General features: G+C 38.8%; 13 protein-coding genes. All 13 read right to left on the reverse strand.

The features are described from left to right. Window positions 1-12: 12 nt before the first annotated feature. Window positions 13-1,074, reverse strand: coding sequence for a hypothetical protein (locus HPC38_RS01365; RefSeq protein ID WP_208119493.1), 1,062 nt, complete (start codon window positions 1,072-1,074; stop codon window positions 13-15). Further along, on the reverse strand, window positions 1,074-2,030 hold the full coding sequence (locus HPC38_RS01370) for a hypothetical protein (RefSeq protein WP_208119494.1): 957 nt from the start codon (window positions 2,028-2,030) through the stop codon (window positions 1,074-1,076). Before HPC38_RS01370 ends, HPC38_RS01365 begins: the two co-directional genes overlap by 1 nt. 1 nt (window position 2,031) lies before the next feature. Beyond that, on the reverse strand, window positions 2,032-2,421 hold the full coding sequence (locus tag HPC38_RS01375) for a hypothetical protein (protein ID WP_208119495.1): 390 nt from the start codon (window positions 2,419-2,421) through the stop codon (window positions 2,032-2,034). Window positions 2,422-2,448: 27 nt separating this feature from the next. Beyond that, complete coding sequence (locus HPC38_RS01380; RefSeq protein ID WP_208119496.1) at window positions 2,449-3,333, reverse strand: hypothetical protein; 885 nt, start codon at window positions 3,331-3,333, stop codon at window positions 2,449-2,451. 68 nt (window positions 3,334-3,401) lie between these two features. Continuing rightward, a complete protein-coding gene (locus HPC38_RS01385) occupies window positions 3,402-3,770 on the reverse strand; it encodes a hypothetical protein (RefSeq protein ID WP_208119497.1) in 369 nt (122 codons plus the stop codon). After that, a complete protein-coding gene (locus HPC38_RS01390; RefSeq protein WP_208119498.1) occupies window positions 3,767-12,619 on the reverse strand; it encodes an LPD3 domain-containing protein in 8,853 nt (2,950 codons plus the stop codon). The genes HPC38_RS01385 and HPC38_RS01390 overlap by 4 nt, the downstream gene beginning before the upstream one ends. Next, window positions 12,619-12,918 carry a hypothetical protein gene (locus tag HPC38_RS01395; protein WP_208119499.1) on the reverse strand — a complete coding sequence of 100 codons (300 nt, stop codon included), beginning with the start codon at window positions 12,916-12,918 and terminating at the stop codon, window positions 12,619-12,621. The genes HPC38_RS01390 and HPC38_RS01395 overlap by 1 nt, the downstream gene beginning before the upstream one ends. A 7-nt stretch (window positions 12,919-12,925) precedes the next feature. Further along, a complete protein-coding gene (locus HPC38_RS01400) occupies window positions 12,926-14,512 on the reverse strand; it encodes a hypothetical protein (RefSeq protein WP_208119500.1) in 1,587 nt (528 codons plus the stop codon). Continuing rightward, entirely contained in the window at window positions 14,505-14,705 is a 201-nt protein-coding gene (locus HPC38_RS01405) for a hypothetical protein (RefSeq protein WP_208119501.1), read from the reverse strand. Before HPC38_RS01405 ends, HPC38_RS01400 begins: the two co-directional genes overlap by 8 nt. A gap of 9 nt (window positions 14,706-14,714) precedes the next feature. After that, entirely contained in the window at window positions 14,715-15,269 is a 555-nt protein-coding gene (locus HPC38_RS01410; protein ID WP_208119502.1) for a hypothetical protein, read from the reverse strand. Window positions 15,270-15,402: 133 nt separating this feature from the next. Further along, entirely contained in the window at window positions 15,403-16,041 is a 639-nt protein-coding gene (locus HPC38_RS01415; RefSeq protein WP_208119503.1) for a phage adaptor protein, read from the reverse strand. Then, a complete protein-coding gene (locus HPC38_RS01420) occupies window positions 16,041-16,241 on the reverse strand; it encodes a hypothetical protein (protein WP_208119504.1) in 201 nt (66 codons plus the stop codon). Before HPC38_RS01420 ends, HPC38_RS01415 begins: the two co-directional genes overlap by 1 nt. Window positions 16,242-16,306: 65 nt before the next feature. Continuing rightward, window positions 16,307-16,684, reverse strand: coding sequence for a hypothetical protein (locus tag HPC38_RS01425; protein ID WP_208119505.1), 378 nt, complete (start codon window positions 16,682-16,684; stop codon window positions 16,307-16,309). Between the last annotated feature and the right edge of the window lie 398 nt (window positions 16,685-17,082).

Raw genomic sequence — 17,082 nt, forward strand, 5'->3', positions numbered from 1 at the left:
TGTTTACCCCGACTATTTAAAAAAACCGTATGTATGGTTAATCACTGCTTGTGCTGCATTCCCTGCTGGATCAACTGGCTTATAATCATATTGAATACTAAGCCCACTTTCCTTACGAATTTGCGCTAACGCTCGATTAAATGTTTCTTGCGTGACTAAATGACCATTGGCATCGTAAAAATTCCCATCCGTTCCTTTTCTAAAGCCAAAACGCAACATTGCCCGAGGAATATCAACCTGTGTTCCGCCAGTTAATGTCATCACCTCTGTTGCATTAGGTGATGACATCAATTTGAAATAATCCCCTGTAGCTGCGCCGAACACCGCTGCGATCGCTTGATTGCGCGGAATAATCTTTCCTGTTTGCGTATCGTAAAGCACATCACGATCACTATTTATGTTCACAAATCGCTGATTAAACGCAGCAAAACCGTCGGTAAATGACTTATCTTTTTGAACACCATATTCTGCATTAAGCAAAGCGGCGTTCATCGTTTTGTCTTTCTGCTGTTGTGTTTTTTGCATCCATTCAGTTGCTGTTCTCATTTTTATTGGGTCGCCTGAGTTCAGCCAATCTTGCCAAGCATTAGGATTATTCAATGATTCCTTAGCTAAATTAATTGATTGATCGTGAACCTGATAGCTATCTAATGTTTGCTGGCCTTGCAATGCACCAGCTTTAATCGTATCTGCGTAGGTTTTATTGATAAGATCTCTATTTTGATCAGCTGCTGTATATCTAGCGCCCTGATTAATTTGCTCTGTAAGTGAGCCTGTGTAATCATTACCAACATTATTCAATCCAGTGTTTAACTGAAGCTGTCTTGAATTATCAAAGATTTCTTTGGCTAACTTTTGCTTATCAATTGCGTTCTGATTATTCAATGTTGCCAAATCATAGGCGCTTGCCTGAGATCGTAGTGCTTGATTGTTTAATGCCATTTTGTTCGCATACTCTTGTTCAAGCCCATTGTTAATTAAATCAGCCGCCGCAAGCTCTTTAGCCGCCTTATTAACTTTATAATAAGTATTGATTCCATTCTCAGCGCCATCAAAAAAATCTTTTAAAGCCATTATAAACCCCCTGTCACGTTTGGTGCATATTGCGGATTAACGTAGGTTTGTGTGCCCACATTGCCTGTGTAACCCATGTTCATGTAGTTATTCATCTGTCTTTGTAAAATCGAACCGCTTTGTCTTGCTGATTCCGCACGATTAGCGGCATACCCCATCCAATACCCTGTCGTATTGCCTACCGCCGCTTCATATCCAGCATAAGGCTTATACGTCGCTGCATTAACTGCGGCCTGTGCAGCGCCATTTAATGCACCAAGACTATCGCTCGCTAAACCTCTTCCAAGCTGAATGAGCTTATACATAATTTCGTCATGCTGAGCATCCATTGTATTCTTGCGTGCTTCTTCAGCCCTATACCCTTTCTCAATTGCGCCAACCGCACTTTGTGCTTCGGCTATCGCAAGTGATTTTAATGTTGAGCACGAATAGCCAACACATCTAGGATCAATGCACTTTCTAACCCTTTCTCTAGCAACTGAGAACTCTCTTCTTACATGTGTTAAAGCTCTCGCCTGAACAGTATCATATTGCGGCTCATACTCAGGTTTGTTATTGTGCTTTTCAAGAAAGGCTTCTTCGATAGGCCTGTATTTGTTAAACCATAAATCTTGATAACGCTGCGCCCATTCTTTCTCTGTGCGCCATACTTCGTTTTGATGTTCTTGCGCTTCTTTTGCTGCTTCGCGTTGCTTTTCTGCAAAAGCAAAAGCGGCTGCCTGTTGTAATAGCGCAATACCATTCTGAATCAATCTCCACTTCTCTTGATCTTCATAGTGCATCTTCAGCGCTTCAATGTATGCTTTCTTTTCTTCTTCATACTTTTTATTCAAGATTTCTTGCCATTTATCACCGTTGGCCATCACATTTTCACGATGATTTGAAAGGCCATTAATCCACGCTGTCTGCACTGGATCTTGAATGTCAGGGAAGTTTTGAACTGTTACTGTACCCATCTTATAACTCCTTCACATAGACTGTTTCAACCGCCTTATATCCATCAGGTCGCTTAACATCTATTTCATTTAAGAAGATTGCTTTCTTTGCTTTCTTCTCTTTAGCCCACTCATGAAAGAACTCTAATTCTTTATCCTGAAATTCATCAGGTATATAACTGATAATTTCTTGAGCCACCAATTCACCAGTGAAAGGATTTACTGTTGCGCTGGCAAATAAAAAGCCAACTAACTTGTTGGCTTCATAAATAACGCTACTGTAAACGCTGGGATTTTCAACTGTGCTTAATAATGCTTTTGTTGCCCCAATCCTATCAAACGGATTCCCCTTTTCTTTTGATATTGACTCAAGCTTGTCAATAACATCATCAATCTGTTTTAGATTTATCATATATCAACCTTTATCAAATCTGATATTTTAATCTTTTTTCCCCATATTAAACTTGAATCTCATTTTACCACTATCAAGATTACTATTTTCAAATTTTATATGAAGATATTTTTTTGTGCTACCAACCTCAAAAAAATGTTCATTTTCTTTATTGGAATCACATATAACTCCAATATAAGAATGAACATCATCCTTTAGTGATAATTTCGCGTATTTATTATATGAACTGTATATATCATTAGATCTGCATCTTAGCAATTCAACTTTATCATTGTCGTATTTGTATTCAATCAGGCAATCCTTCCCTTTTTCACACATATCATTTCCAATTCTAGGAGATAATAAATAGAACTGAACATTACCGCCAACACTGTTATTTTCTAGCAGGTAAACCTCAATAACCATTGCCAATTTTGAATTATATTCTTTCGAGATATTCTCACCTATTGATATTGACTTAATCAAATCAATATTATTAAATTCATCTTTTCTATACTCAATTATTCCATTTGAATATTTTTTTTGATTTTCTATTTTATTAAATCTGGGATTATTAAAAATCTTACTATAATAAAAAATATCATAATTATCATTAGAAGAATTTGATTTAAAAGAATTAGAATAAATTAAAATATATGGAACAATAATTATTAAAACAGGAATAGAAAAACAAAGAATAACTTTAATAGAAACAGAACCTATATTTCTTATATAATAAAATAACAAATAAGATAAACAAAAACATGCAACATACAAAACAATTCTTGGTATGTGAATATCAAAGCTATTAAAAAAACGCATATTATCCAATGATTCATAAATAAAAATCATTGATAATGCAGTAAGTAAAGCACCAAGATTCAACCACCATGTTTTTTTTGATTGTTTGTTTTCTGATAATTCTTTATGCATGTTGATACCTATTGAATTGAAAATTTTCAATAGTCAATATTAAGTAAAAGTAACTGCATAGTCAAAAATTAATCACACTTAGGCGGATCGCACTTAGGCAAGTTATCATCAACCTTATCTTCTTTGATATGCGCTGCAACATAGCATTTTGGATTCACATCAAATTGAATGGAAGCGATTAAATCGCTCCCTTCATATATGTCACCTATGTATCTACCTTTCAGCTCATACATTAAATCATCCCACTCAACACAAAGATTTTCACCTTCCTGAGTCATAGGGTATTCAATCTCATGATTGCAGCATCCAGCTTTTCTTATTCGTAAAAAAACCGCTGATTCACTCTCAGCGGCTTCTCCACAACAAGTCTGAATGGCAATACATGTTTTTGTTACTTGCCGATCAATAATGAAAGGCTTTCTTGTTATGGTATTCATTCTTCAATCCTTTGGTTATATCGCTTATTGAATCTATCAATGACTAATCCCATTCTATCCTCAATCGCTTTCATTTTATAAAAGCGTTGTCTTGGAGTTAAATTCTCATTTGAATAGATGCGATCACGTTGCTTTCTTAATGACTTGAGCTGATTGTCTGAAGCTTTAATTTTCCCATAAAATCTCAACTTAGCCCTCAACTCAGGAGTCATATCTTTAGTGCCAATATTCTTGCGCTCTTTGGCCAACTGAAGTATTTCATTTCTTCTATCGTAATACTTCGTTTGATCCTCATAAGGCAAGCTTTCAGCACTAACGAGTGACAAGAAAGGATAACCGCCAGCGGCCTGATCTTTGTAGTCAATATCATTCACCCACTTATCATAGTTTGAGCTTACAATCTTAACTCCCCAAAATCTCATTGCTCCACCGCCAATAGTATCAACAATGTATTTCAAATCTTCAGGGTAAAAATCTAGCCATCCGCTTCTATACTCTGATCCGCCAGTCAATTTATTAACGTATTGAGTTATCTGTTTATAAACCTCAGGCGTTTTCATTCTACCGCTTGAACTTGCTGGAGTTTGCGCCCCAAACATATTCATATCATTGTGAATCGGATTAGCTGAGAAGTTTTCATTAGCGTAAAGATCCATAAATGGTTTCGTTGCACTAGGAGCGGCATTTTTCAGAAGCCAGCCTGATATATGATTTGAATCAGAAAGGCTAATCGGAGAGAACGAACCAAGAATAGTATTAGTTAAAAACATTGAAGCTTTGCCAACACTTTTCTTGCCAGCAATAACACTTTCAGCTGTTGAGCCTAAAACATGGAATATGTTGTAACCATAAGGCAATGGAATCTTCCAGTAACCACCTTTGCCATCGTTCTTCATGATTATGATGTTGCGCTCTTTTACAAAATCAGGGATTTTGTCATAGAACAATTCACCATCATCATCTTCATCTGAAAGCATGCGATTCATTAAACCTAAACCATATCCAGTTGCGATCATGATTAGGCCAAATTTTTGCGCTCTATTCAGATTTCTCCAGCGTAGTTTTTTATCGCCATTCAAACTTCCCATTGTGCGGATAAAGTTTGCTGAACCTTGAACTGAAGCATTAGCAAACAAATACAATGCTGAAATATTAGCACCATACTCACCTCTTCGGTTAAAGTTTACTGTCATATTCTTAGCTAGGCTTGAAGCTTCTCTTGCATCAAATCCAGCTTCTCTTGCATTAACATAAGCGGCCAATCGAGTTTGATTTTCAACCGTGTTGTTAGCATCGTCAATAACATCAATAATAGCCTTTGTTGTTTTCTTAATTGCCCCCCAAGTTGGATTAGGCTCTTCAAGAAGCTTATCAAGCTCTTTTTTCTGTGCTTCTGTATCTTTAATCTGAATAAATCCAGTTTTCGCACCATTGAGCATAAACTCATTGTAATAAGCCACCCAACGTTTGATTTCAGGATCAGTAACATCTTTACCGCGAGTATGCGCCCAAATAGCTTTCATAGGCTTGCGAGAAAGAATATCTTTAATTGTCTTGTTGGCAATATTCTCACCTTTTACTTTTCCATCATCTCTTGTTGCTTCAGCATTGAGATTTAAGTATGCTGTTTGAACATCGCGTGCAAAGTTAGATATTACAAACTCAGGGCTGAATGAAGTATTCATTGCAGCAAGCCATCTATTTACTTTGGCAAAAGGCGTTAAATACACAAGATGCTGCGAAGGCGTGATATTGTTAAGCGCGTTCATTAAATTCTTATCATTGATTTTAATGTAATATATTTTGCCCTTCTCTTTTACTGCAAAATACTTTTCAGGCGATCTCCACATCTGAACTGGTACTGGCTTGGCTTCAAGTCCGTTCGCCTTAGTTTCCTTATATCCTTGTTCATAATCAGGATTACCCTCAGAATAGATATTCCAAAAATCAGGATCGGGATTATCTCTAACAAGTTTAAGTAAATGCTGGCCAACAATGTTCTTTCTAGCTCTAACCAGTTTTTCAGTTAAGTCATTAATAACTTGCGCGGTAACATTAACTGCCATTGAGTTTCGGCCAAGTGCTATTTTTGTTTCCTTGCCACCAGTGTTAAAGCCTTTCCCTGTTCTAGGTTTAGTTGGATCACCACCGTTATCAACTGATATTCCTTTCAGCGGAACGTAATATTTATATTGCTCGCTCCACGTTTGCATTGTGCTATCAGCCGTCAAACCGCTTGAAGCCATGACTTGTCTTTGCAATTCATTCATCTTGTAAACGATTTGAGCTGCATCCATGAATTGTTGGTATCTACCATCAGCTTTGAGCTTGTTAAGATAATCTATTGCATCTGCTGTCTTAACACCTGAACCACCATCAGGCATTTTCTTGTTACGTTTTGCAATAACATTATTACGCTCTTCAGCGTGTCGCATGATAAGAAATTCATCTAGCTCATTTTGAGTGATTTTGTATTTCTTCATCATCTCAGCTAATGGCTCAATGAATCTTTCACGCATCAGGCGAATATCATTTTCAACTTGGCCATGATAACGCTCTTCAGCTAAATAGGTATTATTATCAAGATTCACTTTACCGCCATTTGCAGCAATAGCATCTTGCAACTGCTTGATTGGGCGGAAGCGGTCTTGCAAACGGCGGATAAAAGTATCTTTGCCTGAGTAAGCAAACTTGATCCACCCTTGCTTTTCTTGCTCACTGGTTGCACCAACCGCATCTTCAGGCGTATTAATGGAATACGAAACTTCACCATTTTGCAATGATTGATATTGACGTAAGTCTTCATCTGTCATAATATCTTTAGCAGAAAGGTCAGCATCTGATGTGAAATCCCAACCCAATTGAAGGCTATGGGTATTCAGAAATTGCTGACCTTTTGCTTTATTGACATACAAAGTGTAGTCTTCAAAAGCCGTTTGAATTTGGTTCAAACTTCTTCCATAAAAGCTACGCACATCAACAATATCTACCCCTTTTTTGGTTGGCTTGATATGCAATGCAGCAACAACTGGACTAAGCTTGCTATTTTTTGTTTTATGCTCTTGTAGCTCCGTCAACACGACAACGGATTTATTGCGTGTAGCTGATTTGAATACTGCTACAGGATCATTTAATTCGGCTGGCAATCGTTTAACATCATCAACGGTTAAATTATGTAAATGTTTATATTTATCCTTTGGAACACCTAACCGTTCCCCCATAACTTTCTCAATAACAGATTCATTAATACGCACCTTCAATTTCGGCAAACCAATTAATTGCAGCACATCAGGCGTCGTGCCGATATGGATAAACTTGCCATTACCATCAGGAACTTTTTTACCGCCCCCAATCTCATCCACCGCACGCGCAAATTCACTGTTAGGCGATTCGTTGAGAGAATAACTGGCATTATCGTTATCTTGCAAAATCTGCAATAAGCGTTTATCATTTATATCAGTGGACGAGCTGTTATCGAAACTTGGAGTTGTTATCCCTGCGGTAGATAATAGCTCGTCTTTTGATATATCAGTTAATTTGTGATCATAATAACGCTCACCTGTATCAGCATTGGCAATAACAGCTCGCACTGTATAATCATCACCACCAATATTTAAACCTGCCACATAATAATCATAGCTTGAGATATGTGGATTTTTAATTTCATCTTCATTGAGTAAGGTATCAATATAAACGGCATCTTCAATAATCTGAGGAATAGCTGCAATACTTTGCAAGTGGTCTGGGTCTTTGTAATCGTGATTCAGAACTTCTTTCACAGCGCTAAGCCCCAATTTAATCTCCTGACCTGTGTCTTTATTCACATAACTGCCACGCAAGTTTTTGCCATGATTTAACGCATTACGTTTGTATTGGCGCAAGTCTGTGCTTGGTTCAATATCCTTGCCTGAAATTTTAATTGATTTCGCTTTGCGCAATTTCTCAATGCTTTCCGCTTTTGGTCGATTAATTGGATGGAGTGAATATCGAATATCATCATTGTTAGAACTAAAATCACCCGTGTTATCAGTGGCGGATTTAATATTGTATCTTTCAAAAACAACAAATACGTCGGACTCCTCTTCGTATCCATCGTCATGCGTCCCCTCATCAACCACATTGCGCATAACAGCGCCATCATAACCACTGCTACGAGCTTGTCGGGCAAGCATATCTGTGCTTTGTTTGAATTCAGTACCATTATAAACATCAACAACTTCAGGATTATCCTGTTGATATTCTTGTGCGTCTTTACGATTATCAAAATACGCTAGGACTTCACCCTCTTCATTCACTGCCAACCATTCATCTGGCTCAAAACTATCCCAATTACGCCCCTCAAAATCATATTCATCAAGTTTCCGCAAATTCAAAAATACGCCGTAATTAGCGGCTTGCGTTTCATACTCTTCAGGCGAATAGCCTTTATCAAAATGAATGTTATCCTCTGTTCCTGAATAAGTTCTTGCCGTGCGCGGATTTGAAGTAAAATAAGCCCCCGAATCCTGCGTTTTTCCTGTACCATCGACATCAAACACACTAAACCCTGCTTGGATCGAGCCATGATAAACCACCAATGGTTCACCTGTTTTAGGGTTGATCACTTTAGAGCTATTCTCTTTAGCATCGTTGACTTTCTCTAAAAATTGCGCTAGTTTTGAATCAACGATGCCACCTGATACTTGAGTTGCCCTGTTAATAATCTGGGAGTTTACGAAAGTATCGGTGGCATTATACATTTCAACATCAGAGATAAAGCTAGAATGCAATTGGTTTGGGTTAAATTGCGATGCAGGTTTCTTTGATTTCACCTCTTGCACAGTAAAGCGTACAAAATAATCATTCCCATCAATCCGCACTTTATTCAAGTAATTATGATACCCAACAATATTTGTTTGTTGTTTTACTTTATCAGTGCGCTGTGGCTCAAAATAAAGCGGTATTGACTGCGCAAACAACGTATCCAATTGTGGTACTAAAACACGCTGATCAACGCCTTTATGCCGCAAAATTTTCCCTAACGCCCCTTGCACAAAATTTACAGTGCGTTGATCGTTTACATTAACAACATCACCAATTCCTTTGTAAATGGATTTAACTTCATCATTACTCAAATTTTGGTGGTTAACGTCTTGCGCTTTTAATTGATCAATCTGATGCGCTTTTTGTGCCAACTCCCAATCACCGAACCATTTCTTGAATGCAGGTGTACGAACCTGAACCCACTGACGATAATCAAGCTCTGTTTTACCAGCATCAACTGCTTCTTGATAAGCTTCTTCGCCACCGTATTTTTTTGCAGTTTCATCAAACTCATTATCATTAGCGAGAGAATAGTTGGCATTATCGTTATCTTGCAAAATCTGCAATAAGCGTTTATCATTTATATCAGATAAAGGCGATTGATTAGAAATCTCCGCAGTTGATACGCGAGAGGTCATTTCTAAAAGATCGCCTTTTTCTATCTCTGATAATTTATGATCATAGTATTTTTCACCCATTGTTGAGTTTGCAATAACGGCTCTTACTGTATAATTTTCACCACCAATACTTAATCCAGATACATAGTAGTCATAGTTTGCAATATCAGGATGTTTAGATTTATCCTCGTTTTCAAGGGTATCAATATAAATTGACTCTTCAATAATTTGAGGAATTGCCGCAATACTTTGTAAGTGATCAGGATTTTTATAATCATGGCGTAACACCTCCTGAATGGCTGCGCGACCAAGTTTAATCTCTTGCCCTGTATCTTTATTTACATAGCTTCCTCGCAATGTTTTTCCATAATTTAATGCGTTTCGCTTATATTGTCGTAAATCTTCACTAGGCTGAATATCTTTACCTGAAATGTGAATTGGTTTTGATTGACGTAGTTTCTCAATTCTTTCTGACTTTGGAAGTGATGCAGCTGCACTAAAACGAGCGCTACCCTGATCAACTTTAACTGAATTAGATGATGAATTATTTGTGTTTTTTAACTCAGGATTAATGGCTTGCTCTGTTGCCTTACTGCTAATATCCTTAATAAGCTGAACAACTTCGTTGTCTGTAAGTGATACTGTTCTGCCTGTGATTTTAGATAAGATTTGCTCGATAGCATGACGAACACGATCATAAACCTTTTGAATAGCTGATTTACTTGCTCTGCTTTCTAGCCCCCATCTTTCAACAAGCGCTTTTAAGTTGTTACCATCAATAGCTGCTCTTAATTCTGCAAGCCCTTCTTCAACTGCTTGCTTGGCATTAAGCTCGACGCCTTTGGATTTATAGTAAGCTCGGATCTTATTAGCCAACTCTTTAACAACTGGATTGCCATAAGCCGCTTTAAGTGAGCGATTAAGCAAGCGTGAGCCAGCATCAGTGCTTACGCCACGATGAAATAATTCATGATGTGCAACCCATTTCAAGCGTTCATCACGAGATAATATTTGCTCGCCTTTTTTATTTTTTAATGGATAAATGTTTTCAGTATTAATGACAACTTTATCCGCACCTCTTTCATGATAACCTTCCGCGCGATCTTTATTCTGTGATTTAAGGCCTTTACCTTTTGTATTGCCTTTTAACTCAACTTTATCAGCCATTTCTTTGCCAAGTGACTCTTCAAGCAAAGTGCGGTCATGTGAATATTGACTTAAGTCACTCTCTGTTTTAATATTACTAGCAGAAAGGTTCGCATCTGAACGCAAGTGTGAAGGCAATTGGAGCTGGAAGGCGTTCAAAAATTGCGAACCTTTTGCATTATGCCAATATAACAAATCATTATTCAGCATGTTTTGCAACCCACTCAAATTCTTACCATAAACACTTGCTATGTTAACAACATTAAATCCTCTTTTTGTTTTATTCAGATGCAATGCAGAAATCACTGGCTCTTGTTTATGTGATATTGGATTCACTTCAATAAGCTCGGTCAGAATTACATAGCCTTTTCTAGATGCTTGTGGAGCTGATTTCATGACAGCAATAGGATTATTTAACTGTTGTGGCAATTGTTTTAACGTTTCTTGTGTAAGGTTATGTTTGCCACCCATGACTTTTGATAAAACACTGCCATTAATAAAAACACCAGTATTTGGTAAACCAAGCATTTTAAGGACATCTGGTGTTTTTCCCATTGGGATATATCCTATCACTTGTTTATTATTGGCGACTTCATCTACTGCTTTTGCAAAATCACTATTTGGATCTTCAATCAAGCTATACTTTGATGTTTCATCAGACGTTTCTGTTGCATCATTAGTATTTATTTCTGATACACTGTCATTCGGCACTTCATCTTTCTGCCCCTGTGATTCAATAGCGACATCCTCACTAACCTCAGCTGTTTCAGGCCGAGATACAACTTCAGGATTAACATTCTCAGCTGGCTCACTTTCATTCAACTGTTCATTATCAATTGTTTCAACGTTAGTGATTGATTGATCTTGGCTTGGCTGAAATTCACTTTCTGTCACACCTTGTTCAATCGGGAATCCTTCAAATAATGGCTCTGCTTGCTCAGATGTATTTTGTACCGCACTTTCGTCATTTGTCACTGACGCTGTATCGCTTGCTGGGGCATTTTCAGGCTCGACCGCACTTTGGCTTTCATCAGGCGCAACTTGGGCTTGTTCGGCTTGCTGTTGCGCATTTTTGGCAACTTCTTCACCTTGCGCCAAACGTTGTGCTTTTTTATGACCGTATGCACCTACGGCATCAATAGCAAGACGAGGTAAGCGAGGTGTTGCCGCTGCCAAAGATGCACTAGATGACATCAATACGCCTGCAACAAAGGCTTCAACCGATCCTTTTGCAGATTTTGCAAACGCGCCTGCATAGTCACCTTGTTTGAGTTTTTCTGCCACTTCTTCATTGAAGTTATAGCGACCGTCATTGAGATTTTGTAGAAAGTTAGCCACAATTTCACCGCCACCATCAGCCAAAATGGCTTTTAATGCTTCCTTACCAATCTCTTTAATGGCGGTATTACCCACAGAATCTTTCAAGATTTTACTCACTGCCATTGTTGGAACGTATTCTGTTACGGCTTCAACCGCACCTTGCTCTGAGGCATAACGCAATGCGGTATCACGATCCATTCCATTTGTGCGTGCTTGCGCATAGTAATTGGCTGCACTGTCTGAAAAAAGCATATAGCCACGACCAAACCCACCACCTACAATGCCAGCGCCTACGGAGCGCAACATCGCTGGCGTAGATTGCGCAATGCTCTCTGTCACGCCTTGCATAAAGGTTTTTTCGCCATTGCTTTTCAGCTTGCTTTGCATATCATCTTGAATCTGTTTAAACTCGTGAAGATATTTCTGCTCTTTCTCCCCTAGCTCAATGTTTTGTTTGGCAAAGCGGCCTTTAAGCTCTTGCTTTTGTTCATCACTCATTGCAGCTTGCGCGCGAGCAAGATAAGGATTGCCTTGAGCTGAAAAGATAGATTGCGATTCGCTTGGCTTTGCTTGCCCAATTTGCATCGTAGTTGAGCCGTAGTAAGGGTTAACAATGCCTTTTTCAACCGCACTTTGAGCTTTCGGCTCAAGCCCTTGCATCAATTTTTCATTGATTTGCTGTTGGCCAGCCACACCCATTGCATCACTTGCTGGAGAAAGTGAATCCCATGCGCCTGAAAACAAGGTTTTCATGTTATCCCATGTATCACCCCATGTTTGCTCTTTCGGCGCTTCAACTTTTTCCTCTGGGATTCCTTCAACCTCTTGCATAGGCTGAACTAAATTGCCAGCGGATTGCTGTTGATTCATTCCAATCTTATTAGGATCAACATAAATGCCATCTTGTGACTTATATGAATTAAGGAGTTTTCTTGTGCGCTGTAAATCTTCAAAAAGTGCCATTATAAAAATACCCCCAATTTATCTTCAATAAATGCATCCAATCTCACGCCAACATCGAGTGATCTAACGATGTGATATTTGCCTACCTGAATAGGATCTTTAACAAGTAAAACAACTGATATACCAACAATATTCCCTTGCTCATAAGCACTGAATATGCGGATTTGGCCATTGTGCCAACCATCCATAAACAACTGCGGCTCAGATAGCTGATAAATCTTTCCAGTTGATAAAATGAAATTAAAAAGGCGCTCTAATTGCGCCTTATCTGTTGTTGGTTTTTCAATTCTGTATTCCATGTTTTACCTACTTATTAGATAACTCTCTAATGCTTGGAGCGATATGGTATTCAAAGACTTCTGCCTTGCCTTTAATATCAACTTGCCAATCAAGCCCCCTCTGGCCAACTGGCAATCTGACTGGATTATTATGATGATGCTCATAGGATTGAATCTCGCGCTTATCAGTGAAGTGCTTAATAATATTCCCATGATCATTAGCAATGACTTTGTATGCGCCAAAATGGATGATTGAAGGCAATGTATTGAGATTGCCACGCCAATGCATATCCATTAAATCTTCACCTTGATCCCACCAATAAACACCATCATCAGTGCTGTAATAAAGATTATTGTCATTGCTTCTAAACCAGCTATTCGGCTTAATTGATAATGTTGTGAGGAGTGTTTTGTTATCTCGCGCGTAAACGGTATCAGGCAATCTAAATCTGATTGTTACTTTGTCTGTTGTTCCATAGTAATAACCATTGTGAACTGCGCCACGCATTGTATGCGGATGTAATTTTTGCCACTGTTCAGGAGTGTAATGATTCTGAGTGATAATGCTTGCTGTGTTACCGTTGATAAAAACAAGGCCGTTTTGGCTTGCATAAACAACTCCACCAACAAACTCAGCTGCGCTTCTAGTTGATACGATAGGGAGAACTTCACCTATTTCAGTAACACTTAAAGGTGGCTTGTTTTCCTCACAATCATCATTGATGCTGATTAATACTGGGCGGCCATCTGTTAAGACATAAGCAATCTTGTTAGTGCATATTAACGCCTTTGCATTGTCATAAAACGTTACATTGTTTTTATAATTCCAAGCGTGCGGCTGTGAACGCTCTGACATCATGAAAAGATTGCCACTTAATCCAGCGAGATAACCATCTCTCCAGCTTTGCACCTGTCTTAAATCATCAGGCGCTGGAGAGTATTCCATAGTCATGCACTCTCTGCCTAGATATTGAACGTTATCAATGTAAGTCGGCTGGCCAATATTGATTTCATCAACTAATAGATATGCAGCTTCAACCACTTCTTGCTGCTCAGTGCCAAAATCCAAAACGTTTTGTGTGCGATAGATTCTGACTTTTTCTGCACCTTGAGTTGGAAGGCCAGTCAAGACAACTTCTGAATTTGTGTTTACGGTAATATCATCACTGGGATAGCTAGGCTGAGACTCCCACCCCATTTCATTGACAAGCGTGTAAACATAACTGCGCCGCTCACGTCGCAAGTCTTGCGCTAACTCACCACTGAAAAGTGCGGTCGGCTTTGGGAGATCGCACTCAAAAGAAAGTTTTTTCCATTCAAAAGGGCAAGTCGGCTGGCTATATGACGGGTAATCAGTGATCCCAGTGGATACGATAATGTGATCGCACGCAACCCCTGTTTCTGCAAAGCTCGCATCGCAATCAGCTGTTGTTACACAACAATTATGCACAAACAGTTTTTGACCGCCTTCATCACTGATTTTCTTTGCTGTTCTGAAAGGCTTTAAAGTCCCATGATCAAGATTAACATTCTCAGCAATAGCGGCCATATCAGGAGATAAATTCCTACTAGCTATTTTTGGAACGATACCGCCAAAATCTGTAATCTTAATCATCTGAAGCTCCACAAGGATCGCACATTAGAACAACTTCTTTATCAGCTTGCTCAAGCCATTTGACTTTACAATCATCACCAATCTCAATATTCACGTTACGATAAATTCCCGCTTTAAAGCGACAATCACTTTTGATTTTCAGGCCGCTTCTGCTTTCTTTGTTTTCATCGCAACAATAATTAATGCAATCCATGCTCACCCCTTAAACCGCGTAATGGCGGTGTATATCAATCTTCGCTCTTGCAACTTCCTTCTTGAACTCAGCCATTCTAAAGCTGGCCACTGCGGAAGCATCGCTTTGTCTGTGTCTTGATTTGGATAACGGAATAAGCAAAGCTTTTGCAATCGCGTAATTCTCAATTGCTTCAAAGTATCTGTCATAGATAATCTTATCCACAACTGTACTGGCCTCATCAGGAGAAGATATAACAGTGAAGATCACCTCTTTGCAATCTGCTTCTTTTGGAACTGGATGAATCTCCAGCGTATGCGGCGGATGAAACCAATAGCGATACCCACATATATCCCAAGAACATGTATCACCTATCGGCTCATAGCACTGACCGCCTATTGATAGAAGCTTAACCCTGAATATCTTCTCCTGATCGCCTACACACGGATAATAATCTGCAACACAATTTTGGAGTTGCAGCTTAATATTCCTTCTTAAAATCTCGCTCTTTTTAGCGAACTCAATTGCAGCTCGTCTGATATAGTCGAACAACACATCATCAGGAATTTCATCAGATACGGCCATTCTCACGTTTGGAAGCCATTCTTCATAACCAATGTACTCAATTGTTCTTTGTCTGAAATAATCACTACAACAATGACTAGCTCTTGGCTGATTGCATGATCCGCAAGTGCCATTTTGCGAAGTCGTTTTGTACTTATGAAGATGCGGCATTGTTGACTACCCCTTGTGAAAGATTTCTCTCTATTCCCATTAACTCAAAGAAATAGCGATACTCTTGATCTGCAATTGCTCTACTTGTTTGGCTCTCACTTTCAACTGAATACGCTCTGTAAAGAACATAATGGATTAAGGCTTGGTGATGTTTGCAATCAGGCAATTCAGCCTCACCATTTTCATCCCTAACAATTGAAAGCGGATTTGCACACGTTACTAGAAAATAAACTTCTTCATCACTACGAATAGGCGGATAAACATCAAATAGATTATTACCAACATTTCTAATGCTGACTGTGTACTGGCCTAGATGTGGAATGTTTTTCTTTTTGAATCTCATGGCGCTATTAACATCACCAATTTTGACCCCTTCAATGACGTTACCACACGCATCACTTTGGCCATCAACTGAGATAAGCTTGTCACAACATGCAGCGCACTGAACTGTTCCAGCTTCAGCCTGAATCACTATCCTCTCTTTGAATTGATCAGGAACAAGTGAGTAAATCATACATAGGCCATCTTCAATCCATTCTTCGAGCAATTCATCACTAAAGCCTAAACTCTCAGCATCGTTGAGTTGCATCCTTAATTCATTAATGATTGAAGAAAGTTTCATTACAACACCTCTGTTTCAGAAGTCTTTTTGTCGTCTTGTGTTTTCTTAGTTTGTGCGCTTGCTTTTTTAGCTGGAGCTTGGCTTGCAGCCTTTTTAACTGATACTGTTTCAGCGAACTTTCCTTGACCTAGCTTCACAACTTCAGTAACAAAGTCATTGTGACCTGATAACACTAAACCATTAACTTTTGAGCGAATCATACATTTCTCCAAAATTCAAAAAGAAAAAAGCCGCACTAGGCGGCTTCCATTAAGATTGATATTGCTTAGCAGCAAGTTAAGCATGCTGGCGGACGAACTGGCTGGCTATTGTGCAAGCGAGTTTCAATTTCAAACTCACCAGCCAATCCATCAGCTGGCAATGCAACCACTTCAAATCCAAGCATATCAGTATTGCTAACGATTACATCATTGTATTTTTCAACAAATCCAGCGTAATAGCGTTGAGCGTTACCAATATCATCAATGGTATCTAATGGTTTTTTCTCGTCAATCAAAGTGAATTGTTCATTTTCTTCATCATACTCATAAACGTTCACTAGGATTTTAGATAAATCAGCGTGGCCATCGCGGCTGACCAATTTAAGTTTGAAGCCTTCTTCAGCCACATTGACTGCAATGCCAAAGGCAACAATGTTAGACATAGTCAAAGTTGTGTGAACACCAATAACATCACCTACCTTCAATGTGTTCAATACGCCACAACTGTTTGCGCAGCCCAATTGGCGTTGAGTGAATTTACGATAGTCTTCCCATATGCAATACTTTAATCTAACAATTTGTTGTTAAATGATTTTATAAATTGGCATTACTTCAGTTACTGCAAAAGATACTTTAAACGGTTTTTTGTGTGGGCTGGGTTGATCTAGTGGTGGGTGCTTTAACTCTACTTTGCGCTAGTGTTGCCTGTTCGGTTTCCTGTTCGGTTTAATTGTAAATTGACGTTATTTCGGGCTTTAGGCGCGTTTTGCTGTTCGGTTTAGTGATTGCTTATCTGCTGCGCTTTGCGCCTGTCTGTGGGTTTATTTTAGCGCAAATATTG

The organism is Spirabiliibacterium pneumoniae, from assembly GCF_014884995.1.
Lineage (GTDB): Bacteria > Pseudomonadota > Gammaproteobacteria > Enterobacterales > Pasteurellaceae > Spirabiliibacterium > Spirabiliibacterium pneumoniae.